Source organism: Labrenzia sp. VG12 (assembly GCF_002237595.1).
Classification (GTDB): domain Bacteria; phylum Pseudomonadota; class Alphaproteobacteria; order Rhizobiales; family Stappiaceae; genus Roseibium.
On record NZ_CP022529.1, the window covers coordinates 13912 to 39119 of the forward strand.

24 protein-coding genes are annotated in these 25208 nt (G+C 59.7%); 9 read left to right on the forward strand and 15 right to left on the reverse strand.

Annotated features, from left to right (window positions below; translation table 11 throughout):
• Nucleotides 1-65 precede the first annotated feature (65 nt).
• Both CHH27_RS00050 and CHH27_RS00055 read right to left on the reverse strand, forming a co-directional pair.
• Complete coding sequence (locus CHH27_RS00050) at nucleotides 66-1082, reverse strand: ABC transporter permease (RefSeq protein WP_198338315.1); 1017 nt, start codon at nucleotides 1080-1082, stop codon at nucleotides 66-68.
• A 2-nt stretch (nucleotides 1083-1084) separates the two neighbouring features.
• Nucleotides 1085-2608, reverse strand: a complete 1524-nt coding sequence (locus CHH27_RS00055; protein WP_094069753.1) for a sugar ABC transporter ATP-binding protein — start codon at nucleotides 2606-2608, stop codon at nucleotides 1085-1087.
• Between the two features lie 203 nt (nucleotides 2609-2811).
• Here CHH27_RS00055 and CHH27_RS00060 point away from each other — a divergent pair, with 203 nt between their 5' ends.
• A complete protein-coding gene (locus tag CHH27_RS00060; protein WP_094069754.1) occupies nucleotides 2812-3846 on the forward strand; it encodes a LacI family DNA-binding transcriptional regulator in 1035 nt (344 codons plus the stop codon).
• Nucleotides 3847-3888: 42 nt separating this feature from the next.
• On the opposite strand, the gene CHH27_RS00065 is transcribed toward CHH27_RS00060, so the two are convergent.
• The 8 genes from CHH27_RS00065 to CHH27_RS00100 all read right to left on the reverse strand — a co-directional run bounded on the left by CHH27_RS00065 (nucleotide 3889) and on the right by CHH27_RS00100 (nucleotide 10878).
• Nucleotides 3889-5004 (reverse strand): isocitrate/isopropylmalate dehydrogenase family protein, encoded by a 1116-nt coding sequence (locus CHH27_RS00065; protein ID WP_094069755.1) that lies wholly within the window; start codon nucleotides 5002-5004, stop codon nucleotides 3889-3891.
• Nucleotides 5005-5014: 10 nt separating this feature from the next.
• Nucleotides 5015-5662, reverse strand: a complete 648-nt coding sequence (gene otnC, locus CHH27_RS00070) for a 3-oxo-tetronate 4-phosphate decarboxylase (protein WP_094069756.1) — start codon at nucleotides 5660-5662, stop codon at nucleotides 5015-5017.
• Nucleotides 5659-6891: a 3-oxo-tetronate kinase gene (otnK, locus tag CHH27_RS00075; RefSeq protein ID WP_094069757.1), complete on the reverse strand. Its 1233-nt coding sequence runs from the start codon at nucleotides 6889-6891 to the stop codon at nucleotides 5659-5661. Before otnK ends, otnC begins: the two co-directional genes overlap by 4 nt.
• Nucleotides 6888-7685 carry an N-acyl homoserine lactonase family protein gene (locus tag CHH27_RS00080; protein WP_094069758.1) on the reverse strand — a complete coding sequence of 266 codons (798 nt, stop codon included), beginning with the start codon at nucleotides 7683-7685 and terminating at the stop codon, nucleotides 6888-6890. The genes otnK and CHH27_RS00080 overlap by 4 nt, the downstream gene beginning before the upstream one ends.
• Nucleotides 7682-7972 carry a putative quinol monooxygenase gene (locus tag CHH27_RS00085; RefSeq protein WP_094069759.1) on the reverse strand — a complete coding sequence of 97 codons (291 nt, stop codon included), beginning with the start codon at nucleotides 7970-7972 and terminating at the stop codon, nucleotides 7682-7684. The genes CHH27_RS00080 and CHH27_RS00085 overlap by 4 nt, the downstream gene beginning before the upstream one ends.
• A gap of 14 nt (nucleotides 7973-7986) precedes the next feature.
• Complete coding sequence (locus tag CHH27_RS00090) at nucleotides 7987-9270, reverse strand: TRAP transporter large permease (RefSeq protein ID WP_094069760.1); 1284 nt, start codon at nucleotides 9268-9270, stop codon at nucleotides 7987-7989.
• On the reverse strand, nucleotides 9267-9797 hold the full coding sequence (locus CHH27_RS00095) for a TRAP transporter small permease (RefSeq protein ID WP_094069761.1): 531 nt from the start codon (nucleotides 9795-9797) through the stop codon (nucleotides 9267-9269). Before CHH27_RS00095 ends, CHH27_RS00090 begins: the two co-directional genes overlap by 4 nt.
• 67 nt (nucleotides 9798-9864) lie before the next feature.
• Nucleotides 9865-10878 carry a TRAP transporter substrate-binding protein gene (locus CHH27_RS00100; protein WP_094074421.1) on the reverse strand — a complete coding sequence of 338 codons (1014 nt, stop codon included), beginning with the start codon at nucleotides 10876-10878 and terminating at the stop codon, nucleotides 9865-9867.
• A gap of 184 nt (nucleotides 10879-11062) precedes the next feature.
• Between CHH27_RS00100 and CHH27_RS00105 the strand changes: the two genes are divergently transcribed.
• The 3 genes from CHH27_RS00105 (at nucleotide 11063) to CHH27_RS00115 (ending at nucleotide 14676) form a co-directional block, all read left to right on the forward strand.
• Nucleotides 11063-12100 (forward strand): Gfo/Idh/MocA family protein, encoded by a 1038-nt coding sequence (locus CHH27_RS00105; RefSeq protein ID WP_094069762.1) that lies wholly within the window; start codon nucleotides 11063-11065, stop codon nucleotides 12098-12100.
• On the forward strand, nucleotides 12093-12767 hold the full coding sequence (locus CHH27_RS00110) for a GntR family transcriptional regulator (protein ID WP_094069763.1): 675 nt from the start codon (nucleotides 12093-12095) through the stop codon (nucleotides 12765-12767). Before CHH27_RS00105 ends, CHH27_RS00110 begins: the two co-directional genes overlap by 8 nt.
• A gap of 292 nt (nucleotides 12768-13059) precedes the next feature.
• On the forward strand, nucleotides 13060-14676 hold the full coding sequence (locus CHH27_RS00115) for a di-heme oxidoredictase family protein (protein WP_094069764.1): 1617 nt from the start codon (nucleotides 13060-13062) through the stop codon (nucleotides 14674-14676).
• Nucleotides 14677-15477: 801 nt separating this feature from the next.
• On the opposite strand, the gene CHH27_RS00120 is transcribed toward CHH27_RS00115, so the two are convergent.
• Nucleotides 15478-16032, reverse strand: coding sequence for a DUF2585 domain-containing protein (locus CHH27_RS00120; protein WP_094069765.1), 555 nt, complete (start codon nucleotides 16030-16032; stop codon nucleotides 15478-15480).
• 57 nt (nucleotides 16033-16089) lie between these two features.
• Nucleotides 16090-16608 carry a hypothetical protein gene (locus CHH27_RS27500; protein ID WP_157738627.1) on the reverse strand — a complete coding sequence of 173 codons (519 nt, stop codon included), beginning with the start codon at nucleotides 16606-16608 and terminating at the stop codon, nucleotides 16090-16092.
• Between the two features lie 186 nt (nucleotides 16609-16794).
• Here CHH27_RS27500 and CHH27_RS00125 point away from each other — a divergent pair, with 186 nt between their 5' ends.
• The 5 genes from CHH27_RS00125 (at nucleotide 16795) to CHH27_RS00145 (ending at nucleotide 23063) form a co-directional block, all read left to right on the forward strand.
• Nucleotides 16795-18396 (forward strand): peptide chain release factor 3, encoded by a 1602-nt coding sequence (locus tag CHH27_RS00125; RefSeq protein WP_094069766.1) that lies wholly within the window; start codon nucleotides 16795-16797, stop codon nucleotides 18394-18396.
• 7 nt (nucleotides 18397-18403) lie between these two features.
• A complete protein-coding gene (locus CHH27_RS00130) occupies nucleotides 18404-18874 on the forward strand; it encodes a GNAT family N-acetyltransferase (RefSeq protein ID WP_094069767.1) in 471 nt (156 codons plus the stop codon).
• Between the two features lie 117 nt (nucleotides 18875-18991).
• The gene (locus CHH27_RS00135) at nucleotides 18992-19837 is read left to right on the forward strand and encodes a metal-dependent phosphohydrolase (RefSeq protein WP_094069768.1); all 846 of its coding nucleotides are present in this window, start codon (nucleotides 18992-18994) and stop codon (nucleotides 19835-19837) included.
• A gap of 184 nt (nucleotides 19838-20021) precedes the next feature.
• Nucleotides 20022-21302, forward strand: coding sequence for an MFS transporter (locus tag CHH27_RS00140; RefSeq protein WP_094069769.1), 1281 nt, complete (start codon nucleotides 20022-20024; stop codon nucleotides 21300-21302).
• Nucleotides 21303-21590: 288 nt separating this feature from the next.
• The gene (locus CHH27_RS00145; protein WP_094069770.1) at nucleotides 21591-23063 is read left to right on the forward strand and encodes a diguanylate cyclase domain-containing protein; all 1473 of its coding nucleotides are present in this window, start codon (nucleotides 21591-21593) and stop codon (nucleotides 23061-23063) included.
• Between the two features lie 53 nt (nucleotides 23064-23116).
• On the opposite strand, the gene minE is transcribed toward CHH27_RS00145, so the two are convergent.
• The 3 genes from minE to minC are packed head-to-tail and all read right to left on the reverse strand — an operon-like array spanning nucleotide 23117 to nucleotide 25071.
• A complete protein-coding gene (gene minE, locus CHH27_RS00150; RefSeq protein WP_094069771.1) occupies nucleotides 23117-23377 on the reverse strand; it encodes a cell division topological specificity factor MinE in 261 nt (86 codons plus the stop codon).
• Entirely contained in the window at nucleotides 23374-24195 is an 822-nt protein-coding gene (gene minD, locus CHH27_RS00155) for a septum site-determining protein MinD (RefSeq protein WP_094069772.1), read from the reverse strand. The genes minE and minD overlap by 4 nt, the downstream gene beginning before the upstream one ends.
• Nucleotides 24196-24252: 57 nt before the next feature.
• Complete coding sequence (gene minC / locus CHH27_RS00160; RefSeq protein ID WP_094069773.1) at nucleotides 24253-25071, reverse strand: septum site-determining protein MinC; 819 nt, start codon at nucleotides 25069-25071, stop codon at nucleotides 24253-24255.
• Nucleotides 25072-25208 lie beyond the last annotated feature (137 nt).

Consider the following 25208-nt stretch of genomic DNA (forward strand, 5'->3'; position numbering starts at 1 on the left):
GTCCGGTGCGAGCCGGTTCAGATTTGGGGACGGGTCCCTATTCGGTTGAGTTCAGTGCGGGCGGCCTACTTGCTCTTGCCGAGCTTCCAGTCGCTGCGCTGCAGAAGAACCGCAACGATGATGATCAGGCCCTGCATGGTTCCATTCAGGTAGTTCGAGATCAGATCGGTGAAGTTCAGAATGTTGCCGATGGTGGTCAGGATCAGCGCACCGAGGATGGTGCCGCCAATCCGGCCATAGCCGCCCTTGAGGACCGTGCCGCCGATGATCACCGCCGCGATGGCCTCCAGTTCCCACAGCACGCCGGTCGATGCAGAAGCTGAGCCAAGGCGCGGTACATAGATGATGGTGGCAAAGGCGACGCACAGACCCTGGATGACATAGGTGAGCGTTTTCACCCGGTCGACATTGATCGCGGAGTATCTGGCCACCGCCTCGTTGGAGCCGATTGCCGTGCAATAGCGACCGAAGGCCGTCCGGTTCAACAGCAGCCAGCCGCAGATGGCGACACCGATGAACACCCAGACCGGATAAGGCAGGCCGAGAAAGCTGTCGTAATAGACCGGCCGGTAGGTGCCCCGGATGTCAAAGTTGAGCGACAGTGTGCCGCCATCGGCGAAATAGGTCACCAGCGAGCGGTAGATGCCCATGGTTCCAAGCGTGACGATAAAGGCCTCGATTTTGCCCTTGGTGGTCAGAGCACCGTTGATCCAGCCGGCACCAACACCCAGCACAAGGGCGCAGCCGCAGCCGAGCAGAACTGTTGCAACACCCGTGCCCATGGTTTCAACCGCACTGTTCATGATGATGATCATGACACCGGCTATGGCGGCTGCCATGGAGCCGACGGAGAGATCGATGCCACCGGCAGTGATGACGAAAGTCGCACCGACGGCAATGATGCCGATAAAGGCCGACCTAGTCAGCAAGTTGGTCAGATTGCCCTCGCTGATAAAGGCCGGGTTCAGCAGGAAGCCGATGATACACAGGATCAACAGGGCAAGGGCCGGCCCGATGGTCTTGAAGTCCACGGAAGGCCGCTTGGCCGGCTTTGCCGCTTGCTCGTTGGATGCGGTCATCATGGTCAATGGAGGTCCTCACGTTTCAGCCCGGCGGCATAGCGCATGATTTCGTTTTCGTTGATATGATCGCCCGTCAGGACGCCGGTGATCTGGCCTTCGCGCATCACGACGACCCGGTGGCAGATGCCGATGATTTCCGGCATTTCGGATGAGATCACGACGACCGACACGCCTTCCGCGGCGAGCGCGGCAATGAAGTGATAGATCTGCTGTTTGGTTCCGACATCGATGCCCCGTGTTGGCTCGTCGATGATGACGATCCTGGGATCGCATTCCATGATCTTCGCCAACAAGAGTTTCTGCTGGTTGCCGCCCGACAGCTTCCCGACGGTGATGTTCCGGTCCTTGGATCGGACGTCAAAGCGACGAATGGCCCGGCTGAGAGCGTCTTCTTCCACCTTGCCGTTCAGCACAAAATTCTTCACGAATTTCGGCAGGGCGAACAGGGTGAGATTGGGTTGCATCTTCTTGTCGAGCAGCAGGCCTTTTTCTTTCCGATCCTTGGTCAGATAGGCAAGGCCCAGATCACGCGCTTCTGCGACGGAGAGGGGGCTGGTGTCGCGGCCAAACAGCCTGACGGAGCCGCTTTCAATTGGGCTCAGGCCACAGATCGCCTCAAAGACGGCTGTCCGCCCGGAACCGATCAGGCCGGAAAATCCAAGGATTTCCCCCTTGCGCAACGAGAAGCTGACAGGGCCGATGCCTGGGGCAACAAGGCTGTCAACTTCCAGCGCAAGCTGGGCATCGACATCGGCTTCATGCATCGGTGGGTAAAGGTCAGAGAGTTCCCGGCCCACCATCATCTGAGCCATCATGTCGGGCGTCAGCTCGGTGGAGGAACGCGTGTCGATCCATTGGCCGTCACGCAAAATCGTGACCCGATCGGCAATCGCCTTCACTTCATTGAGCTTGTGAGACACAAAGACGATGCCGACACCGCTTTCCTTCAGCTTTTCCACCTGACGGAAAAAGACTTCCGTCTCTTCTTCGGTCAGGACGGCGGTCGGCTCGTCCATGATCAGGATGCGGGCGTTGCGACTGACAGCCTTGACGATCTCAACCATCTGTTTCTGGGCAATGGTGAGGTCGGAGATACGGTCTGTCGGGGCAATATCGAGACCGATTTCGTCCAGATAGGTCTGAACGGCGGCCCGCATGGTGGCCTTGTCGAGAAAACCCTTGGACCGAATTTCGCGACCCAGGAAGACGTTTTCTTCGACTGTCATCTGTTCGGCGAGGTTGAGTTCCTGGTGGATGAGCACGATGCCGAGCTTCTCGGCTGCCCCGTTCGGGGGCAGGGCGGTTTTCTGACCGTCCAGGCGAATCTGGCCGGAGGTCGGGTCGTGGAAGCCGGACAGGATTTTCATCAGTGTCGACTTGCCGGCGCCGTTTTCGCCGATCAGTGCATGCACCTCACCGGACCGCACATCCATGCTGACGCTGAAAAGCACCGGGACGGGGCCGAAAGATTTACTGATGTTGACGGCCTCGATGACCGCCGTCGGTGTGGACGCTTGCGCGTTCATGTTCTGAATCCTCCCGGGCGAAAATGTTCTCCTCCACATTCACGCCATGATGTTTGTGTAAACGTTTTCATAGATCATGTAAACCTTTACATTGAGCTGTGAAAACCTTTTCACAAGGTGCGATGCGCTCTATACAGCATAGATGGCGTTGAGAATCAGGGCTTTATTCCCGTCTTGCGCTGCACCATCGCGGGACCGAAAAAATGAGCGAACCGGTAGACCGGCCGGCCACCATTGAAGACGTTGCAAGACTTGCGGGCGTGTCGATCGCGACCGTCAGCCGGGCCTTGCGATCGCCGGAGAAGGTCGCCGAGAGCACGCGCAAGAAGGTCACCGCCGCGATTGCCCGAACCGGTTACACCGCCAACGCGATGGCGCAGAACCTGCGCATGCAAAGGTCGCAGATGGTACTGGTTCTGGCCTCCTCCATCGCAGATCCCAACTTTGCCGGTATCCTGACCGGGCTGGAAAAGGCCGCTGCGGACCGGGGCTACGGAGTGCTGATCGGCAATACGGAGGGAACCACCGGGATCGAGCAGTCTTATATGCGTTTCCTGTCGACCGGCATGGCCGATGGGCTGGTGCTGCTCACAGGGCATATTCCGGTGGCCGGAGAGCCCCAGGCACCACTCGCCTCCTTGCCGCCCATCGTTGCAACGGAACGTCCGCTGTCCCGTACGGATGTGAGTTATGTCGGAGTGGATGATGTTGCTGCTTCAAAGATGGCGACCGAGTACCTGATCTCGCTGGGGCATCGGCGCATCACCTACATTTCGGGCGGACCTTCGGATGTGCGCAGCGACCTGCGTCACTCCGGCTACCGCCAGGGGCTGAGGGAATCGCCGGAGGCCCTGCGGGACTGGCGTGTCGACGGGGAAGGCACTGCCGAAAGCGGGCGTGCTGCCGTGGAGCGCCTGTTCATCAAGGACGATCTACCGACGGCCTTCTTTTGTTTCAACGACAACACCGCAATTGGCGTCATCTCGGCCCTGCAGCTTCGGGGCTATCGGGTGCCCGAAGACTTCTCCGTACTCGGTTTTGACGACATTCCCTTTGCCAACAATTTCACGCCCGGACTGACCACGATCCGCCAGCCGCGACACCATATCGGCGAAAAGGCGATGACGATCCTTCTCGACCGCCTTGCCAACCGCAGCCTCGAAAACCAGACCCATCTGCTGCATGGCGACCTAATCGTGCGCGAAAGCTGTGCCGGCGTGTCGCGAGGTCGCTCTTGATGGAGGGAGGTAGGAGGCGCCCGCCCGATAGGCGCCACCCAGTCACGCGCTAAGGGTCTTTTGGGCATGCTCCAGGCCGGTGACCCGGGCAAGGAGCTCGTTGGTGACGGCTCTCGTCCCCATGTCACCGCCGAATTCCATCGGCCTCAGCGCGTTGTCGTGAAAGCCGCTTTCGACCGCATCATTGATCAGCTCCGCAGCGTCGGTGAGTGCCGGTCTGTCGAGCTTTTCCGCCAGGTAGTCAAGCATGAGCGCGCCGCTCAAAATGGCAGCCAGCGGATTGGCCTTGTCCTCGCCCATGATGTCCGGCGCACTGCCATGAGCGGGCTGGAACAGGCCAGTTGTATCGCCGATTTCGCCACAGGCAGCCATGCCCATCCCGCCAACGAGGCCGCCGGCCAGGTCGGACAAGATGTCGCCGAACATGTTTTCCATCACCAGCACGTCGAAATCCCACGGTTTTCGAACCAGGTCGAGTGCCATGGCGTCGACGTAGTTGTAGCCAACCGGCACGCCCGGGAAGCCCGTTTTTACCTCGTCGAACAGCTGACGGAAGAACGCCATCGATGTGAACACGTTGGCCTTGTCCACGCAGGTCAGATGACCCGGCCGGCCACGTTCCCGGCGTTTTTCAGCAAGGCGGAAGGCAAAGTCGTGCAGCTTGGTGGTGGTCGCACGGGTGATCCTGAGGATATCCATGACCTCGTCATCGCTGACCACAAGGCTGCGCTTGTGAGCGGCAGCGGAATAGAAGAGGCCTTCCGTCGACTCCCGCAAGATGACCAGGTCGATGCCGGCGGCTCTGGGATCGGCAAGACGCTGCGGCGCATTCGGATAGGCCTTGACCGGGCGGACACCGGCATAAAGTCCGAACCGGTCGCGCAGGCGCAGATGTGGCGAGATCTCCGTGCCATCCGCGTGTCGAATGGACGGCAGGCCAATGGCGCCCAGAAAGATCGCGTCGGCCGCTTCCGCGCGCTCTTCCCCATCAGGTTCGATGTCGCGGCCGGTCTCTGCGAAATAGCTGGCACCGGCCAGGATTTCATCGTAGACGGGAAGCGGTTGCCCGGTTTTTTCAAGAGCCGCTTCCAAAACGGTCATGGCCGCTTCGGCCACGTCGACGCCGATACCGTCACCTTTGATCAGGGCTATTTTCATCGGAAAATCCTTAAGTCCAATCGACGTCGAACCGGTCGACAATCTGTTGTGTTTGGGCCGCGCTCAGGGCGTTTAAAGGCGCGCCACGCAGCAAAAGGGCGAGCCGGGCGCTTGCCTCCAGCTCTTCGGTGGCATTGACCGCTGTTGCCAGATCCTTGCCCGCAACGACCGGGCCGTGATTGGCGAGGATCACCGCGGAACGCTTGCCGTCGAGCTGCCGGACTGCCTCGCCCATTTCCGGGTCGCCCGGTACGAAAAACGGCAACAGTTTAACCTTTCCGAGCAACATGATGCCGTAGGCCGTAAGCGGCTGCAGAACGTTGTCCGGATCGACATCTGCAAGGATCGACAGGGCAACGGAGTGACAGGAATGGAGATGCACGACTGCGCCGGTCTGCTGGCGGGTCTCGTAAAATGCCGTGTGCAGCGGCAGTTCCTTTGTGGGGGGATCGCCGGAATGAAGCACACCCGACGCCGACAGGTGACTGATGCGGTCCGGTTGCAGGAACCCCATTGAAGAACCGGTCGGTGTCACAAGCAAACTTCCATCCGAAAGGCGTACGGAAATATTGCCGGTGGATCCATGGCTCAGACCGCGGTCGAAGAGGGATTTCGACAATCTGCAGATCTGTTCGCGGCTGTCTGCGATCTCGCTCATTGGGCGCCCTCCAGCACCGCAAGCGCTTCGGAAAAGAACGTTGGTCCGCCGAAATTACCGGATTTCAACGCCAGTGCGAGTGGCCGCTCGGCGACCTTCAGCGCAGGAACGCCGGGGGCGATCCTTGGGCCGATTTCCAGGCTGTTGGCCTGTAACCCGGAAACGACGGCACCGGATGTTTCACCACCTGCAACGACGATCCTCTTGACGCCTGCCTGGGACAATGCGGCCGCCAGGTTGGCAAACAGGCGCTCGATTGCCGCAGCGCTCCGCTCGCGGCCAAACCTTTCCTGCGCCAGCGAGACGACTTTCGGATCGGCGGAAGAATAGATAAGGGGCGGGCGCTCCTGCTTGAGGGTCCACTCGACCAACTCCTGCAGCGACAGTCTGTCGGCGATGATGTCGTCGGCAACAAGCTCTCGCGACGGGGCCTGGTCCTTGTAGACAGCAACCTGTTCCCGGGTTGCGGTGGAGCAGGAGCCGGACAGAACGACCGCCTCGCCCGAGACGCCAGCCCAGCCCGAGTTCGACGCCTCAAAGCCGAAATTCTGCGGCAAGCCGAGCGCAATGCCGGAACCTCCCGTCAGCAGTTTCCGCTCTGCGGCGGCACGTCCGAGCGTTCTCAGATCATCGTCGCGAATGGCATCGACGATCATCATCGCCTTTCCTGCCTTTCTTGCCTCTCCGTCCAGGTCGTCAGCGCCGCGCCACACTGCGTCGATGGGCACATGACCGACAGACCAGGAGGTCTGCCGTTGCAGGACCCGTCGCAGATCCGGATCGTACATCGGTGTCAGCGGATGGTTCTCCATGCCGCTTTCATTCAAAAGCCTGTCCTTCACGAACAGGTGGCCCTGATAGACGGAGCGTCCGTTTTCCGGAAAGGCCGGACAGACGAGAACATTGGTCTCGCCGAGCCGGTCAGCGAGCGCTTCGGTCACCGGGCCGACATTGCCCTTGTCCGTGGAATCGAATGTCGAGCAGATCTTGAAGACAATCTGCGTGCAGCCCTGATCAAGCAACCAGTCGCAGGCCTTAAGCGATTGGGTTATCGCATCGCGCGCCGGTTCCGTACGCGACTTCAGGCTGATGATGCCGGCCTCAACGCCGTGTCCGGATGGATGGTCCGGAATCCCGACATACTGGACGGACGGCATGCCTCCTTCCGACAGCATCAGGGCAATGTCGGACGCTCCGGTGAAGTCATCGGCTATGACACCGAGTTTCATGATCCAATCCCTTTCAGCGGTCCGCGGTCCAGCCGGACAATGTGATCCGGGCCGTGTGAGGGGAAAAGCTCACGCACCAGGGGGTCGTGCCCCGGAATGACCAGGTCATTCGAACTGGCGAGGGACTGGATGATCGAAAATCCTCTGAACATGTCGTCCAGGTCGACGACAATCGGGAAAGGTTTCCCTTCCAGAAAATTCTCGTAGTAGTGCGAGGCATCGGAGGCAAGGCACATCCAGCCTGCGTCTGTCAGAACGCGTACGACCTGAAGGCCCTTGCTGTGACCGCCGGTCCTGTGCACCGTGACGCCTTCACGAACGTCGCCGTCGCCGTCGTGAAAGATGACGCGGCCCGAATAAAGCCGTTGCACGGCCTCGCAGACATGGTCGGCCGTGAAAGGGGCATTGAGCGTGCCGTGGCACATGCAGGGCCCTGTGGCGAAGGCCATTTCTGCAGCTTGCAGGTGAATGGTCGCATTGGGAAAGTGCTTCAGGCCACCAGCATGGTCATAGTGAAGATGCGTGACGATGATGGTGCCGATATCCTCCGGCTGGAGACCGAGAGGTGCCAGCGCCTCCACAGGGTTCAGCCGGATGGGCCGGCCGCGCCGGTCACCTTCCTCGCTGTCATATCCCGTGTCGACCAGAAGGACGTCACTGCCCCGGCGAAGAACCCACATGAAGTAGTCCATGTCATGGGGCTGGTCGTGATTGTCATCGAACAGAAAGCTGTCCTTGCGCGTGCGCGCATTCCGGTCTGCATATTTGACTGCAAAAACTTCCCAGGGTGTCATTGGGCTACCTGCAAATATGTGCGGACCGTCTTCTCCCGGATCATGTCGGCAACCGCGGCATCAAAGCTCAGGAAATGTGCCGTTTGAAGATGAGCCTTGAAGGCCGCTTCGTCATCATAGATCTCGTAGAGAAAAACGTCGTGAGGTCTGGCCGCATCGCAGCAGACATCGAATTGCCGGCAACCGGGCTCCAAACGCATGGAGGCCTGGGCGTTGTCGATCATGAGGGGCATGAAGGCATCCATCTGCCCCTCCTTGATCTGAAACAGCACTGTGACTGCGAACATTTCTTGCTTTCTCCTCACCGGAACAGATGCACCATACCCATGGAAACGATGGGGAAGTAAGTGACGGCGAGCAGGGCTGCGATGGCGGCTGCGTAAAGCAAGGCCATTTTCCGGGCGATCGATAGCACCCCGACGCCCGAGATCCGGGACGCGACATAGAGCGTTGCTCCGACCGGTGGCGTGAACAGGCCGACCGCTACGTTACAGGTCATGATCACACCGAGATGGACCGGATCGATACCGAAGGCCTGGGCCGTCGGCAGGAACAGCGGGGCGGTCAGAAGGATCGCCGGCACCGGATCCAGCACCAGGCCGAGCACCAGAAGGACGATGTTGACCAGCAGCAGGAACATCCAGGGACTGGAGGAAAAGTCCTGCACGAAGCCGACCAGGATCTGCGGCATCTGCTCCAGGGTGATCAGCCAGCCGAGCACGGTGGTTGCACCGATCACCACCATGACGACGGCGCTGGTGACGAAACTGTCGATCAAAAGACGCGGCAGGTCCTTAAGTTTGAAGTCCCGGTAAATCACGGTGGTCACGAAAAGACCGTAGACCACTGCGAGGGCGGCGGCTTCGGTCGGGGTAACCCAGCCGGTGAAGATCCCGCCCAGGATGACGACCGGCATGAACAGTGCCGGAGCCGTGCCGATGAAGGAACTGGTCAGTTCCTTGAAGGTCGTGGTCCGTCCGCCCGGGTCGCAATTGGTCGATTTGCCGACATAGTAGCAAACGGCCATGAACATGGCACCGAAGAGTATGCCGGGAACCATGCCGGCGATAAACAGGTCCGCAACCGAGACATTGCCGACAAAGCCGTAGATCAGCATCGGGATCGACGGCGGGATAATGATGCCGATGGTCCCGGCGGCTGCCACGAGCCCCGCCGCGAATGCGGTGTTGTATCCCTCGCGGGACATGTTCTTGATCATCACCGAGCCGATGGCGGCGCTATCTGCAATGGCAGAACCGGAGATGCCGCCGAAAATCATGGAAGCGCCGACAACGACCATGCCGAGCCCGCCGGCCATGAAGCCGAAGGCGGCACGTGCGAAACCGATGATGCGCAGGCCGACACCGCCGCGGCTCATCATTTCACCGGCAACGATGAAGAGCGGGATTGCAAGAAAGTGGTTCGGTTCGACCCCGCCGATGAAATTCAGGAAAAGCGCCTGCAGCGGGTAGCCGAGATCGAAGACGATAATAGGCAAGACGGCCGTGATCAGGATCGCCCAGACCAGGGGAATGCCGAGAAAGACAGAGGTCAGAAAGACCGCAACGACAAAGAGCAGGATCATGACAGGGCCTCGCCGCCATCGGAATGGGTGGCATGGGGCACAACAGGGTTCTTGATGTCATACACCATGTTGTAAAGGTGGAAGATCAGCGACAGCGTCATGCCGGCGGGCATCGAGGCGTACAGCAGTCCGACCGGCCAGTAGAGCACGGTGGTTTTCTGCGCCCAGGTGTGGGCGGAGATGTTGTAGCCGGTATAGATCAGGCTGATCAGCAGAACGGCGATGATGACGTCGATCCCGATGGACAGGATCCGCTGACCGGTATGCGGTATCAGCTTCTCGACAACTTCGGTGACCCGCATATGGGCGCCGCGTGCGATCGCGGCCGCACAGCCGAAGAATGTGCTCCACAGCAGCAGGAAACTGGTGACCTCAAGTGACCAGGCAAGGTCGAAGCCGGCAAAACCGCGCAGCGAAGCGTTGCAGAACACCAGGGCCACGATGGCAAAGCCGCCAAGCGCCAGGCAAAAGTCGACCATGTGGCTGAGCCAGCGCAGCGCAGCCGGATAATGCTCTCGGTAATCCAAGGCTCTTCTCTTTTTAAGAAAGGGCCGGAACCCGAAGGTTCCGGCTAGGTTCACTCAGAATGCTTGATCAGTTCTGAGCCGGGAGTTTTTCGCGGATGGCAGCGGCATCTGCGAGGATCTTGTCGACGGCTTCGGCGCCATAGACATCCTTGGCCTTGGCGTAGACCGGTTGGACGGCCTCGCGGAACGGTCCGATCTCCGGAACGCTGACCGTCGCGCCGGCTTCCTGCATTTCGGTCAGCTGGCTGTCGACGGAGCTCTTGACGAGGTCACGGCTGAAAGCTGCGGATTCAGCCGCCGCTTTCAGAACAGCTTCCTTGTCCTCATCGGAGAAGGACTGCCAGGTTTTTTCCGCAATCGTCAGCGGCAGCGGGCTGTAGACGTGCCGGGTCAGGGTGATGTTCGGCGCGACTTCGTAAAAGCGCAGGGACTTGATGGTGTCGACCGGGTTTTCCTGGCCGTTGACAATGCCCTGCTGGATCGAGATGTAGACGTCGGTGATGGGCATGACGACGGTCTGGAAACCGATGGCTTCCATCGACCAGCGGATCATGTCGTTCGGGAAAACCCGCATCTTCATGGATTCCGCGTCTGTCGGAGACGCCAGCGGTTCATTGGTGGTGAAGCTGCGGAAACCGGCTTCCCAGGTGCTCAGAACCCGGAACCCTTTTTCCGGAAGCTTGTCGAACTCGCCCTGAAGCCACTCGGAATTGTCGTAAAGCTCCCAGCCCTGCTCGTAGGTGTCGACCAGGAACGGCATCGCCGTCAGGTTCAGCGAGGGCAGGTGGGTTGCATAGCTGCCGGTTGCGGAGACGGTGAAATCGACACCGCCGAGCTGCAGAAGCTCAATCGCCTTCGGGTCGTTGGCCAGCTGGCCGGACGGGAAGATCTGCACTTCATAGCGACCATCCGTGTACTCGGCGACTTTTTCAGCAAACACCTCGGCCGCCGCCTGGCGGGAACCGCCGGGATTGTCCGTGTGGCTGAAGCGCAGCGTTTCGGCGGCTTCGGCGCCTCCGATGCCGGCGGCCAGGATCGCCGCGCTCAAAAGCAGGCGGTTGAGTGATTTCTTGTCAAGCATTTCGGTCTCCTCCGACGGCCGCTTCAAGGCCGTATCGATTTACACATTCGATTGCGTATACGTAAATCAATCCCTTGTCAACTTGGCGAATGTCGACTATCAAAAAATCCATTGTTCGCCGGAGACCCGGTGCAATACGCGGGCTAAGCTGCAAGGCAGCCCTGGATCAGGAGTTTGAAAAAAGATGAAAAACGGCGCGGACACCTTGCGGGTTGCCTGTCTGGGGGCCGGATACTTCGCGCAGTTTCACTATGACGCCTGGCGGCGCTGCAATCGTGTGCGCCTGGTCGGGGCTTGCGACAACGACCGTGACAAGGCCAAGGCGACCGGATTGACCGCGTTTGGCGAGCTGGACTGCATGCTGAAGATGGCCAAGCCTGATCTGCTCGACATCATCACGCCGCCGTCGACACACAGGGCCGCCATCTGTCAGGCCATCGATCATGGCGTGAAGGCGATCATCTGCCAGAAACCGTTCTGCACGTCCCTGGAAGAGGCGCGGACTGTGACGGAAATCGCCGAGGCGGCCGGTGTCACCATCGTCATTCACGAGAATTTCCGGTTCCAGCCCTGGTACCGGACCATACGCCAGGCCCTCGACCGGCAACTGATCGGCGATCTGTTACAGCTGACCTTCCGTCTGCGCACCGGAGACGGACAGGGACCTAGAGCCTATCTCGATCGGCAGCCCTACTTTCAGGAAATGCCAAAGCTGCTGATTCACGAAACCGGTGTGCACTGGATCGATACGTTTCGTTATCTGCTTGGCGAGCCGGCCGCGGTTTACGCAGACCTGCGCAAGCTCAACCCCGTGATCAAGGGGGAAGACGCCGGGTACTTCATCTTCGACTATGACAATGGCGTGCGTGCTCTGTTCGACGGCAACCGGCTGCTGGATCATGCCGCTGAAAACTGCCGAACGACACTGGGAGAGGCTCTGGTTGAAGGCACCAGGGGCACGTTGTTGCTGCAGGGAGACGGGTCTGTTCACGTTCGTCATTTCGGTGATCGGAAGTCCACAGTTCTGCTGGCTGCACAGGACTGGTCCGGCTTTGGCGGTGACTGCGTCAAGAATCTGATAAGCCATGTTATTGACGGACTGCTCGACGGAACGCCGCTGGAGAACGAAGCGCGGGACTATCTCAAGGTGATCGCCATCGAACAGGCAATCTACGAGTCGGACAGTTTGGGACGGAAAATCCGGGAGCTTGGCCATGCTTGAAGCGCCAAAACAGAAAACCATCACCACCCAGGCGATGGAACAGATTCGCCAGCTGATCTTTGACGGCGAACTGGCTGCCGGGTCTGATCACCTTGAAAGCGAACTGGCCGACCGGCTCGGCATGTCGCGCACACCGGTGCGCGAAGCCACCTTGATGCTGGCCCAGCAGGGGCTCCTGGAAGTCCGGCCGCGCAAGGGCGTTCGGATCGCGACCCTGTCCCTGACAGACATGGAAGAGATCTATGCCGTTCTGACCGAGCTGGAGGCGCTGGCCGCCGAGGAGGCGGCCGAAAAGGGTTATGCCGATGAGGATCTGGCGGCCCTGAAGCAATCCATTGAGGCGATGGAAGAGGCGCTGAAACGCGAAGACCGGGAAGCCTGGGCGCTGGCCGATGATGCGTTTCATGCGGAACTGGTCCGCCTCGGCGGCAATTCGCGTGTCCAGTCCATCGTGTCGATGATGGCCAACCAGGTCCGCCGTGCCCGCGCCATGACGCTTTACATCCGGCCGCTTCCGGTCAAGTCCAACGATGACCACCGGGCGGTTTATGACGCCATCAGCAAGGGCGAGTCTGAAAGGGCGCGGGACTGCCACAGAAGCCACCGCCAGCATGCCCGTGAAGTCCTGATCGAGCTTTTGAAGAAACACAAGCTGTTTCAGCTCTGAACGGGCCGTTCGGCGTTCCGCAGCCGAAGAGTGTCCAGGGACCTGCATCCCATCGCGCACAGCAAACCACCCGGCCGACAAGCAGTCGGGCGCGCAAAGGGCTAGAATTCTTCTGGTTTGTTTCTGTTTTTTTCCAGAAATAAACTCCGCCATTTGCATAACACGTATAACTCGGGTTTATTCCTTGAAGTATTGAAAAAGTAATAAAAGTTTTTACTCCCTCTTTTTGCCTAAATCTCACATAATTGTGACCTCCCTTACTTCTCGAAATGAAAACAAAAGGGCGGGAATCATGTTTTTGCCAGCAAAAAGCCAGCTCGGAATTCTGTGTGCGATCTTGACCTGTGGTCTGTCGGGGACGGGACTTGCGGAGGAACCGGAGCCAGTGGAACAAGGCCATCTCAACGCGCTTGTTCAGGAAGACCCCCAGGCAGCGTTTATCGAGGCCTTTGAGGCCGGGGATGAACTGACCGAAGCCTCTTTCTCCGCGCAACGGGGTGTCGGGGCCAAGGTCAGCCAGGACGGCCGCCGGTTCACGCGCATGCCGCGCGCTGACCTCAAGGCCTTCGGGGAATGGACCACCCATCTGCCCCGGCGCGAGACCGGCCCTGTCGCCCAGTCCTGCATTTCGTGTCATTCCGCGCCCTATGCCAACGGCGCCGGGTCCAACCCGCTCAATGGCGTGGTTGACCCGCTGCATATGGGCGATCCGTCCAAGTATCTGCACAGAAACACACCTCATCTCTTTGCGCTTGGCGCCGTGCAGCGTATCGCGGAGGAAATGACGGAAAGCCTGAAGGCGCAGGAAGCCAAGCTTGAACAGGAAGTCTGCACGCTCAATCAAAGCGCGACGATCGAGCTGCATGCCAAATCGGTCAGCTTCGGCACGCTGTCGGCCCATCCCATGCGCGACCCTCAATCCGGCATCTGCATTGCCGATTATGACCGGACGGCGGTCGAGGGCGTTGACGAAGACCTGGTCGTGAAGATGTTTGGCTGGAAGGGCACGCATTCCACGATCCGCGCCTTCACCCGCCACGCGGCCCACAACGAACTCGGCATGCAGGCTGATGAGCTTGTGGGCAGCCACGACGGCGACCATGACGGGGTGACCGGCGAGCTCACGGTCGGCGACCTGACGGCGCTTTCGATCTACATGGCGGCGCTGGAGCGGCCGGTCTCGAAACTGGAACTGCATGAAAAGGGCATACTGTCCCTTGAGCCCGACGAGAAAGCCCGCATCGAACGCGGTGAGAAGGTCCTGGCGGAGGCCAAGTGCACCGGCTGTCATCTTCCGGTGATGAAGGTGTCCACGCCGCTCTTCAGCGAACCGAGCCTGCAGGAGGGGTTTCGCGAGGACGTCCTGCCCTCCGGACAAAAGGCACTGGACGCAGGGCTGTCAGGCGACACGGCCATCTGGTTCGACCTGACCAAGGATGTGCCCAACAACCATGTCGAGATCGGCGGCAAGACGGTCAATCTGGGTGCTTTTCCGACGGACGAGAACGGCTCGGCCCTGATCGCCTGGTATTCGGACTTCAAACGTCACGATATGGGCCCGAAACTGGCCGATGCGGTCGATGTGCACGGCTTTGGCGCCTCCGTCTGGCCGACGGCGTCACTGGCGGGTGTCGGCTCCACCGGTCCCTGGCTTCATGATGGCAACGCGACCACGTTGGAGGAGGCCATCCTGGCCCATGGCGGTGAAGCAGAAGCCAGTCGTTTGGCATATGAAGCGCTGGAGGAAAGCGACCGCGCAGCGCTGATCGCCTTCCTTGAGAACCTGATCCTCATTGATCTGGATCCGGAAGACGAGGAAGAGGATCACGCCGGCAACACGGCCGCCGAGCCGGCAACCATGCGCAGGGCGTCGCTGATGGTCGACGTCGTGCCGCCGGTCAAGCCCTAGACCCGGGAAAAGGCCGGCTTTTTTGAAAACCGGCCTTTCCACCCCTGTCTCCGTCATCCCATGGCTTGACCATGGGAACCCTGCCGTTGAACCCGTTGACTGCCAGGCTGTGCTTCGAAGGTCGGTCACGGCCTGGATTGCAGGATCAAGTCCTGCAATGACGAAGAAAAGGGGGCTGAAACACCTTCTTTGTCATCCCCGCGAAGGCGGGGACCCAGTAACCATCTGGGTTTGCCGTAAGACATCCAACGCGGGCGTTGGGCTTCTACTGGGTCCCGGCTCGCGCTGCGCTTGGCCGGGATGACAAGGGGGCAGGAAGAACGGGCCTTCTGGTGATACGACCTGCTCGACCAGACGAAGGTTTCTTAGACCCAAAAAAGGCCCCCCCGCACGCTCCAACCCCTCCTTTGTCATCCCCGCGAAGGCGGGGACCCAGTAACCATCTGGGTTTGCCGTAAGACATCCAACGGGAGCGACGGGCGTTTACTGGGGCCCGGCTCGCGCTACGCTTGGCCGGGATGACAAGGGTGGGCAGGAAGAACGGGCTATCTCGTGAACCGATTTGCGCGACCAAACGAAGATTGCCCACGCATAGAAGGCACGCTGATTGCCCCGACCTCTCCATTGTCATCCCCGCGAAGGCGGGGACCCAGTACTCACCGGGATTTGCCGTTGGACGTCCAGCGCGGTCGCCGGGCGTTTACTGGGTCCCGGCTCGCGCTACGCTTGGCCGGGATGACAGCAGTGAGGTTGCCAGGGCAGGGAAACTGAATGCCACGACAGCGGAACTTGTTAGACCACCTATCCGCCCTGCCAGACCTTGATCGCCTCCACCGGGTAAACCAGCATCAGAACGTTCAGTGTGAGATTGTCCCGGATCACCCAGAGTGCCAGTAATTCAAAGACGATGGCCGTCAGAATGGTCACCCAGACCGGCATGCGCCAGGCGAAGAAGAAGCCGGCGAGCATCCAGATAATGTCGAAGACCGAGTTGAGGACGCTGTCGCCGGTATAGCCGACGGCGATGGTGGCCTCCCGGTAGCGGTCGATGATCCACGGGCTGTTTTCCGCAACTTCCCAGGCGGCCTCGATGAAGATCGCCCCGAGCGCCCGTTCGCAGACGGAATGCCGCCGGAAGGCGAGCCACAGCACCCAGTAGAAGATGAAGCCGTGAATGATATGCGAGAAGGTGTACCAGTCGGCGATGTGCTGCGAGGACCCAGCCAGATCGTCCGCCGGGGTCCACAAAAGCACATAGCCGCAGTCACAGATCGGGATCCGCCCCATGGCCAGAAGAATGGCGGCGGTGGCGGCAATCATGAGGATGCCGATGATCAGGCATTTGCTGTGGCTCATATGCGGGTTTGCCTTTTTGGTTTTGAGCTTGCGGGCTTTGCAGCCGAGTCGATGTCTCTATTTCTTTTCGCTCAGAAATTTCAGATATGTTCTAAGTCGGTTTGAGCATTTCTCGCTGCGAAGCTCCGAGCCCTCGTAGGGCAGATTGATCATGTAATGAATGGTTGCCGTCGGATGTGGGAAAGAACCATAATCGCAATATCCCGTATCAGTGCTAGGGTCTTCCAACCTTCTCTGCGCCATAGCTAGTGTTAAACCACTTTGATACGCGCTTACTGCTTCGAAATCCGCCATTGAAATCTTCGCATCAAGGCAATTAAAGACACGCCCATCTGGACCTGAAAAAAGAATTACATTTTTGTCTTTTGGAAGTGTCACGCCAACGGTGGCTACCTCTTCAATGATACTTAGCCAGGCCGTTGGACAACTCGAACTGGCTAAGGACTCATTTGCTTCCGAAAAAGTGAATCCGGTCGGCGCTAGTAGGAAAAGAGTAAAACTTGCAACGAAAATAGACGCGGCTATGGGGCGCGTTGAGGGTGCAAAGATCAATTTGAAATCCCCGAAATCTGTCATTCGTTCCAGTCACGATCAATTGTTTATGCCTTCGAGACACCTTGAGACTGGAAAAAACCATGCTTTCCTTTTATGACCTTGCGCCAACGAAACATCAATCCGTCCGGCTTTTGTGAGTGAAGGCGCGCACCGGGTTTCCCGCAGCGTTGGCGCAGCCTCGCCGGACCGGCGGATCAGGAGATCTTTATGGCCAGTCAGAACGGTGTTGCGCCCTACCAGGCCCGGCGCACCTTTGCGATCATTTCCCACCCGGATGCCGGTAAGACCACGCTGACGGAAAAGCTGCTCCTGTCTGGTGGCGCCATCCGGGCCGCCGGTCAGGTCCGTGCCCGCGGCGAACGCCGCCGCGCGCGCTCGGACTGGATGAAGATCGAACAGGAACGCGGCATTTCCGTCTCCTCGTCGGTCATGACCTTCGAACGCAAGGGCATTGTCTACAATCTGCTCGACACGCCGGGCCACGAGGACTTTTCCGAAGACACCTACCGCACGCTGACCGCCGTTGACGCGGCCATTATGGTGATCGATGCCGCCAAGGGCATCGAGACCCAGACCCGCAAGCTGTTCGAGGTCTGCCGCCTGCGCGACATTCCGATCATCACCTTCGTCAACAAGATCGACCGCGAGGGCCGTCACGCCCTGGAAATCCTCGACGAGGTCCAGGAAGCGCTGGCGCTGGATGTCTGCCCGCAGACCTGGCCGGTCGGCATGGGCTCCGATTTCTTCGGCGTCTATGACTGGCAGAACAAGAAGTTCCATACCTCCGAAGGCGAGCGCGGCGGACCCTATGCCGAGACCAAGACCGTCTCCGGCCTCGACGACGAGATCCTGACCGGCACGGTCTTCGACCGCATCATGGACGAACTCACCGAGAATGTGGAACTGGGCGCGGAAGGCTACACGGCCTTCGACAAGGAAAGCTTCCTGGAAGGTCATCTGACACCGGTCTTTTTCGGGTCCGCACTGCGCGATTACGGCATTGAGGAAATCCTCGACTTCATCGCCGAATTCGCACCGCCGCCGCATTCCCAGCCGGCCACCGGCGGGCGCACCATCATGCCGGAAGAGGACAAGGTTACCGGCTTTGTCTTCAAGGTCCAGGCCAACATGGACCCGAAGCACCGCGACCGGATTGCCTTCATGCGCCTGTGCTCCGGCACGTTCAAGCGCGGAATGAAGCTGAAACACGTGCGTGCCGGCAAGCAGATCGCCGTTTCTGCGCCGATCTTCTTCTTCGCCGAAGAGCGCGAGATTGCCGATCTCGCCTATCCGGGCGACGTCATCGGCGTGCCCAACCACGGCCAGCTCCGTGTCGGCGATACGCTGACGGAAGGCGAGAACATTCATGTGACCGGCCTGCCTGCCTTCGCCCCGGAAATCTTGCGCCGCGTGCGTCTCTCCGACACCATGCGTGTCAAGCAGATGCGCCAGGGCCTGCAGGATCTGGCCGAAGAAGGTCTGGTTCAGATCTTCAAGCCGGATCTTGGCTCCAACTGGATCGTCGGCGTTGTTGGCGCCCTGCAGCTCGACGTGGTTGTCGACCGGCTGAAGGCGGAATACGGCACCGAGATCGGCTTTGAGACCGTGCCATATACCACGGCGCGCTGGATCGAGACCGACAGCCAGACCCTGCAGAAAATGCTGGAAGGGCATCGCATGTCGATTGCCAACGACCGCGACGACAAACCGGTGTTCCTGTTCAAGAATGCCTGGGAAGTTGGCCATGTCACCGAGAAATTCCCGGATGTGACCTTCCGCGAAACCCGCGAGATCGTCTACGAGGCCTAGGCCGCTCATGTCGTTGTCTCTTCGCCCGGTTGCACCCGGTGATCTCGATCTCGTCTGTCGTCACCGGGAAGAGATGTTCCGGTCTGCGGGCGATGGGGAAGACGTTCTTGAATCCATGGCCGGCCCTTACCGGGACTGGCAGGAAAAGAGCCTGGGCGACGGCAGCTATTACGGCTTCATCGCCGAACAGGAAGGTCAGGCCGTCGGTGGCATCGGGCTCATGGAAATCGCCTGGCCGCCGCATCCGCTCCATCCGGATCAGGCGCGGCGCGGCTATGTGCTCAATCTTTTTGTCGAGCCGGACAGACGCGGTCAGGGCATCGCCAAACGCCTGATGGCGGAAGCGGAGGCCGAGTTCAGTCGCCGAGGTCTTGCATTTGCCATTCTGCACGCCACCCAGAAGACGCGGCCGCTTTACGAAAGAGACGGCTGGGTGCAGACGTCCGAGATGGCAAAACGATTGCCAGTGCTTTCCTGACCCTATTGAACGACATTTTCCTTCGGTTTTTCACGAACTTGACATCGCGTTCCGCAAGGGTGCCAAATCAGGGGCCAATCTAGCCTTGCGAGCAACCAGTCTGGGACGGGCCGTATCATGATCACCTTGCCGGAACTTGCGGCCGACGCACTGGGCGATTTCCTGACCGCCTATGTGCAACGGCGCTTTGGCAAGTCGGAACCGGAACTGGCCGAACTCGTGCCTTCGCTCGCTCGCATTGCCATGGAATGTATCGGCAACAGCGATGCGCTTTATCACAATATCGAGCACACCATGCTGGTCACCATGGCCGGTCACGACATCCTGCGGGGCAGGGCGCTGCACACACACATGGCGCCGGAAGACTATGCCCATGTCATCGTTGCCTGCCTGACCCATGACATCGGCTATGTGCGCGGCATACTGCCGGAGGATACGCCGGACGGCTACGTGATCAACGAGGCCGGAGAAACGGTGAAATTGCCGCGCGGGGCTTCGGATGCCGCGCTGACGCCCTATCATGTCGACCGTTCCAAGCTCTACGTGTTCGAGCGCCTGACCGGCACGGGCCTTCTCGATCCGCAGCGCGTCGCCAACGCGATTGAGGGGTCGCGGTTTCCCAGCACGATCCCGGACGCACACGAGGCATTGTGCGAGGATGCCAATTTGGTCCGGGCCGCGGATTTCATCGGCCAGCTGGGCGATCCCCATTACATCCGCAAGGCCAATGCGCTCTATTTCGAATTCGAGGAAGCCGGCCTCAACCGGCAACTGGGCTATGACACGCCGGCTGATCTGGTGCATCGCTACCCACAATTCTACTGGAATAGCGTCGCCCCCTATATCCAGAAGGCAATCCAGTATCTGAAGGTCACGGCCTCCGGCCGCCAGTGGATCGCAAATCTCTATTCCAACCTGTTTCTCGCCGAACGCGACATGGCTCTGCTTGGGCCGCAACGGTAGGCCCGCCGAACCGGTAGCCGCAAATTGCGGTATGACGGCTACCGACAATGCACTGTGATGCTTCCTCCGACCCTGTCCGTTTTGTCATGCAATTCCGGTGGCCCTGCTGGACGCATCGCCATAGGATGCCGTCAAAAGGGAAAGTCGATCCCGTCATACAGCTTTGGATTGAAGGAAATTGCCCGTGTCGGCGACTTCGGAACCGGTCACCAAACTTAAGCCAAAATCCATTGTGGCCGCTGCCAGTGGCAATGTCCTGGAATGGTACGACTTCACGGTCTACGGCTTTCTGGCGCCAACGCTGGCGACACTGTTTTTTCCCTCAGAGGACAGGTTCGCCTCACTCCTGTCAGCGTTTGCAGTGCTCGCCGTGGGGTATGCTGCACGGCCGATCGGTAGTGTGATCTTCGGTCATATCGGCGATCGCATCGGTCGCAAGACGGCGTTGATGATTTCCGTGCTGATGATGGGGGCGGGCTCGCTCGCCATCGCGGTCCTGCCGACCTATAACCAGATCGGGGTGACCGCGGCGCTTCTCCTGGTGGCCATCCGCATCGTTCAGGGCATCTCTGTGGCCGGCGAATACACGGCTTCCGGAGTCTTGCTGGTGGAGCAGGCGCGCCCGGGCCGAAAGGCGCTGACAGGTGCCTGGGTGGCCTTTGCCATGATGTGGGGCTGTGTGCTGGGATCGGCGGTCCCGGCCGCCTTCAGTTCGGTTCTGAGCAGCGAACAGATGACAGACTGGGGCTGGCGGTTGCCTTTCCTGATCGGTGCGCTGGTGGCGATTTTCAGCGCGATCCTGCGCCGGCATCTGACCGAAACAGTCGTCGCGGCGGATGAGGCCTTCAAACCCTCGCCGATCTGGCTGAGCCTCAGAGACCATCTCGGACTGATCCTGCAGATGGTTCTGCTGTTGATCCCGACCTCGGTCATCTATTTCGTGATCTATGTCTACGCCGTCTCCTATCTCGGCAGCGAACCGGGTGTTTCATCGGCTGACGCACTCGACATCACCACGATCAACCTGATCATCATGGCCTTGTTCGTGCCGGTCTGCGGCTGGGCGGCGGACCGGTTCGGTCTCCGCCCGGTCTTTCTTGCCGGTGCGATTGCCACACTGGTTCTCGCCGGGCCGTGCTGGTGGCTGATGCACGACAAAACCGTCGGCCTGGTCTTTCTGGGACAGTTCGGCCTGACCCTCGCCAGCACCGCCGGCTGGGCCTTGTCGATCACGGCGCTCACCCGCATGGCGCCCGATCATCTGCGCTGCAGCGTTGTCGCCCTTGGTTACAATTTCTGTCTGGCGATCTTCGGTGGCACGACGCCGATGGTGGCCACCTATCTCGTCAGCCGGACGGGTGACGATTTTGCGCCGGTCTATTACATGATCGCGGCCACTCTTGTGTCGCTTCCCGTTATCTGGCGGTTGCCGAAACTGATTGGAAAGAAGCAAACCTCAACCTGACGTATGCTGTTTTCAGGCGGACGCCGCATCTTCTGTTGGAAGACGAATTTCATCGGCGCTGCAGCGAATATGACATTTTTATCGATGAATATTTAGACGATCAAATAACTTATATCGCGATTTGTAACTAAGTGTAGAGGGAGGGATGGAGTTATTTAACGATGCTTCCTAAGCATTTGTTGTCTCAAGGTTTTTATTAATTGAATGAAGAGTGTTTGCTCAATAAGATTGATCTAAATTCACGAATGCGAAAGTTCGTTGTTCTGCAACTAAGGGGTGAAAGCTCGCGTGCGCCACGAACCTGTCAGGCACGGTTCGCCACATGCCCCTCAGCCGGGCACGGGAAATTCCGAGGCGTTTGAGATCAGGCGCCTCTCACGGCCGTTCTGGGCCACGATCCTGATCAGCGCAATCAGCCTCATGGCCTTCGTGTCGTTTCTGTCCTACACGCTCGACCGCAACTCCATCGTCTCCTCCGAGAAGATCTTTTCCGCCATGTTCGGCGATCGGACAGAGCATCTGTCCGACATCACGCTGGAATATGGCTACTGGAACGACTCTGTCGAGAATCTCGTTCCCGAGGTCAATATGGGCTGGGTGCGCGAAACCTTCGTGAACTACATGCAGGCCGAATTGCAGATCGAAGGCGTACATGTCTTCGACGGTGCAGGTGTGCCGACGCTCCATGTCATCAAGGATATCGTGAGAGATGCCGATTTGCAGGCCCGCTACGGATCGTCTTTGGGAGAGCTGGTTGCCAAGGCCCGCGAGACCGAGAAAAACAAGGCGCCGAAACCGGCGACCGGCCTGATTGGTGATATCGCGATGCTGTATCTGGCCAGCGCCGTGCTGATCACCGGATACGATGAGGAGAGTGACACCAGCACGGATCACATACTGGTTTTCGCTCAGCCCATAAGCGAAGAAACACTTACTGAATTGTCCGGCAAATATGGGCTGCCGGGGCTGAAACTGACGGAAGACCCGCCAGATCTCTGGCAGGCCGGCTTCGAAATTCGGTCTATCGGAGGGCAGACACTCGGGTACTTTGTCTGGAACCCGACGCTGGCCGGTCATCGCATCCTGCCGCTTCTGGGGGCGGGTTTTCTGCTGGTCTTTGGCTGCATGTATCTAGCCGCACGCCTGTTTTTCCGACGGGCCAGCGAGACCGTTCACGAGCTGGAAACCGCCAAACTGGAGGCGGAGAAAACACGCGAGATGCTGGCAAACCAGGCCAGGAGCGACCCGCTGACGGGCCTTGGAAATCGTCGCATGCTTGACGAAAAGATCGCGCGGCTCCTGGAGCAGCGGCCCCTGCCTGACGGACATGCGCTGCTCTATGTCGACCTCGACCGCTTCAAGGACATCAACGACACATATGGACACGAGACGGGCGATCTGGTTCTGCAATACGTCGCCGAAGCCCTTCGGGACCTGGCCAATGCGGATGACACGGTCATTCGCCTGGGCGGCGACGAGTTTGTCATCGTGTTTGGGCGCGCCAAGCGGGAGCAGGTGCTGTCGGCCGGGCGCGCCATCGTGGAACAGCTGAGCAGGCCGATAAACCTGGACGGTGCCACCTATTCCTTCGGCGCGAGCGTTGGCATTGCCTTTTCGGAAAATCCGTCGGAATTGCTCCGGCAGGCCGATGTTGCGCTTTATTCTGCCAAGCGGCGGGGGAGGGGGCAGGTGGCCGTCTATTCGGCGGACTTGCTCGACTTTCGGCATGTGCCGATCCAGTCGGACACCAAGCACGCCTGATCTGGCGGCTCGGGAAAGACCGGCCGCGTGGCGACCGGTCTCAAGGCTGTGTGTCAGGAGGCCCGGGCGGAGGGCAGCTCGATGTCGATGCCGAGCGTGGTGACATCGCCGGAACGGTCCATTTCAAGGCGCACGGAATCCGGATCGATTTCGACCCTCTTGGCGACAACGGCGAGAATGTCTTCCCGCAGGCTGGAAATCAGAACCGCGTCGGAGCCGTCATCGGCCCGTTCATGCGCCAGGAGTATTTGCAGCCGGTTCTTGGCAACGGAGGCGCTTTCGCCCCTTTTGCCAAAGAGGCTCAGGAGGTTCATGCGGCCCTCCCTTTGAAGATCTTGCCAAAGAGGCTTTTCTTCTCTTCCGGGATGGTGACCGGGATGTTTTCTCCCAGGAGCCGTCTCGTGGCTTCCGTATAGGCCTTGGCCGCCGGCGAGTTTTCGTCCGACAGGGTGATCGGCAGGCCGACGTTGGAGGCTTTCAGCACGTCCTTGCTTTCCGGCACCACGCCGATCAGCGGCACGGACAGGATGTCGACCACATCATCGGTGGCCAGCATGTCGCCAGTCTTGGCGCGTTCCGTGTCATAACGCGTGATCATCAGGTGCTTGGGCATGCGGCCGCCGTCTTCGGCGATCTTGGTCTTGGCATCGAGCAGGCCGATGATCCGGTCACAGTCACGCACCGACGAGACTTCCGGATTGGAGACGATGATGGCTTCGTCCGCATGACGCATGGCGAGCGTGGCACCGCGTTCGATGCCGGCCGGGCTGTCACAGATCACATAGTCGAAATACATGCGCAGCTCGCTGATGACGCTGGCAACGCCTTCTTCCGTCAGCGCATCCTTGTCCCGCGTCTGGGAGGCTGGCAGCAGATAGAGGTTGTTCAGCTTCTTGTCACGCACCAGGGCCTGCTTGATCGAGGCTTCGCCGCGGACCACATTGACGAGATCGAACACGACCCGGCGCTCGGCACCCATGATCAGGTCCAGATTGCGCAAGCCGACATCAAAGTCGATGGCGCAGACCTGGTAGCCCTCTTTGGCAAGCGCCGAGGCGATGGCGGCGGTGGTCGTGGTCTTGCCCACTCCGCCCTTGCCCGACGTGACCACAACGACAGTGGCGTTGCTCATGGTGTTCGTCCTGTTTTTGTTGTCGGACCCGTCGCCCGGAGGCGGCGGGAACCGGGGTTAGTTCAGTTCTTCAAAGACCAGGGTCTCGTTTTCGAAACGGATCTGCGCAGGCGCGTTGCGCAAGGTGCTCTCGAAATCGTCAGCGACCTTGTAGAGGCCATTGATGGACACCAGCTCCGCATCCAGCTTGGAGCAGAAGATGCGTGCGCAGTCCTTGCCGGACACGCCGGCGAGTGCCCGGCCGCGCAGCGCGCCGTAGACATGGATCGATCCGCCGGCGATCACTTCCGCACCCGAGCTGACCGAGCCGATCACGGTGACGTCCCCGTCCGGGTGCAGGATGCTTTGTCCGGATCGCACCGGTTCGGTGATGACGATCGACGATCCGCTGGCAATGCTGGCGGGCGCGGCCGGTTTTTCGGGAGTGTCCGGCGTGCCGTTGCCGCCGGCTTTCGTGCCTTTGGGCGCGGGTGGTTCAGCCTCACCTTCAAACACACTCTCACCGGTCTCGGATGCCTTGGCTGTCTGCGCCGCGGCGGTCTCTTCGTGTTCCGATTTTGCTTCTGTCGGCGTCGGCACGTCGATGTCGGACGCAAGCCGGCCACCGGAAAAACTTGGCGGCATGCCGGGTTTGAGCCGGGTGCCGGCAACGCCGTCAATGCCCATGACCCGGATCGACCGGTTGCCCAGTTCCTCCAGCAGCTGCTCGAGTTCCTCGATCGGGATCTTGCTGCCGCGCACGTCGAGAATGATCGGCCGGTCGATGAAGAAGCCCGGCGAGCGCGCAATGATGCGGTCGATCTCCTGAAGCCACCCCGTGAAAGGCGGTTCCGGGCTCAGAACGATGGCAATGAAGGATTTTCCCTTGAACTTCATCCAAAGAGGTCCGGCGGCGTCAGCGGTCAAAGTGATTTGCTTGAATAAACCTATCATTAACCGTACCGCACAATTGGGCAGCCCGTCGTTTTCCACCGATATCAATTTTCACTAGGTTTTTCAGATAATTGGTGGAT

Excerpts from the sequence above, each read along its gene's own strand:
- CHH27_RS00050 (WP_198338315.1), bottom strand. The coding sequence starts at position 1,082 with ATGATGACCGCATCCAACGAGCAAGCGGCAAAGCCGGCCAAGCGGCCT.
- CHH27_RS00055 (WP_094069753.1), bottom strand. The coding sequence starts at position 2,608 with ATGAACGCGCAAGCGTCCACACCGACGGCGGTCATCGAGGCCGTCAAC.
- CHH27_RS00060 (WP_094069754.1), top strand. The coding sequence starts at position 2,812 with ATGAGCGAACCGGTAGACCGGCCGGCCACCATTGAAGACGTTGCAAGA.
- CHH27_RS00065 (WP_094069755.1), bottom strand. The coding sequence starts at position 5,004 with ATGAAAATAGCCCTGATCAAAGGTGACGGTATCGGCGTCGACGTGGCC.
- otnC (WP_094069756.1), bottom strand. The coding sequence starts at position 5,662 with ATGAGCGAGATCGCAGACAGCCGCGAACAGATCTGCAGATTGTCGAAA.
- otnK (WP_094069757.1), bottom strand. The coding sequence starts at position 6,891 with ATGAAACTCGGTGTCATAGCCGATGACTTCACCGGAGCGTCCGACATT.
- CHH27_RS00080 (WP_094069758.1), bottom strand. The coding sequence starts at position 7,685 with ATGACACCCTGGGAAGTTTTTGCAGTCAAATATGCAGACCGGAATGCG.
- CHH27_RS00085 (WP_094069759.1), bottom strand. The coding sequence starts at position 7,972 with ATGTTCGCAGTCACAGTGCTGTTTCAGATCAAGGAGGGGCAGATGGAT.
- CHH27_RS00090 (WP_094069760.1), bottom strand. The coding sequence starts at position 9,270 with ATGATCCTGCTCTTTGTCGTTGCGGTCTTTCTGACCTCTGTCTTTCTC.
- CHH27_RS00100 (WP_094074421.1), bottom strand. The coding sequence starts at position 10,878 with ATGCTTGACAAGAAATCACTCAACCGCCTGCTTTTGAGCGCGGCGATC.
- CHH27_RS00105 (WP_094069762.1), top strand. The coding sequence starts at position 11,063 with ATGAAAAACGGCGCGGACACCTTGCGGGTTGCCTGTCTGGGGGCCGGA.
- CHH27_RS00110 (WP_094069763.1), top strand. The coding sequence starts at position 12,093 with ATGCTTGAAGCGCCAAAACAGAAAACCATCACCACCCAGGCGATGGAA.
- CHH27_RS00115 (WP_094069764.1), top strand. The coding sequence starts at position 13,060 with ATGTTTTTGCCAGCAAAAAGCCAGCTCGGAATTCTGTGTGCGATCTTG.
- CHH27_RS00120 (WP_094069765.1), bottom strand. The coding sequence starts at position 16,032 with ATGAGCCACAGCAAATGCCTGATCATCGGCATCCTCATGATTGCCGCC.
- CHH27_RS27500 (WP_157738627.1), bottom strand. The coding sequence starts at position 16,608 with ATGACAGATTTCGGGGATTTCAAATTGATCTTTGCACCCTCAACGCGC.
- CHH27_RS00125 (WP_094069766.1), top strand. The coding sequence starts at position 16,795 with ATGGCCAGTCAGAACGGTGTTGCGCCCTACCAGGCCCGGCGCACCTTT.
- CHH27_RS00130 (WP_094069767.1), top strand. The coding sequence starts at position 18,404 with ATGTCGTTGTCTCTTCGCCCGGTTGCACCCGGTGATCTCGATCTCGTC.
- CHH27_RS00135 (WP_094069768.1), top strand. The coding sequence starts at position 18,992 with ATGATCACCTTGCCGGAACTTGCGGCCGACGCACTGGGCGATTTCCTG.
- minE (WP_094069771.1), bottom strand. The coding sequence starts at position 23,377 with ATGAACCTCCTGAGCCTCTTTGGCAAAAGGGGCGAAAGCGCCTCCGTT.
- minD (WP_094069772.1), bottom strand. The coding sequence starts at position 24,195 with ATGAGCAACGCCACTGTCGTTGTGGTCACGTCGGGCAAGGGCGGAGTG.
- minC (WP_094069773.1), bottom strand. The coding sequence starts at position 25,071 with ATGAAGTTCAAGGGAAAATCCTTCATTGCCATCGTTCTGAGCCCGGAA.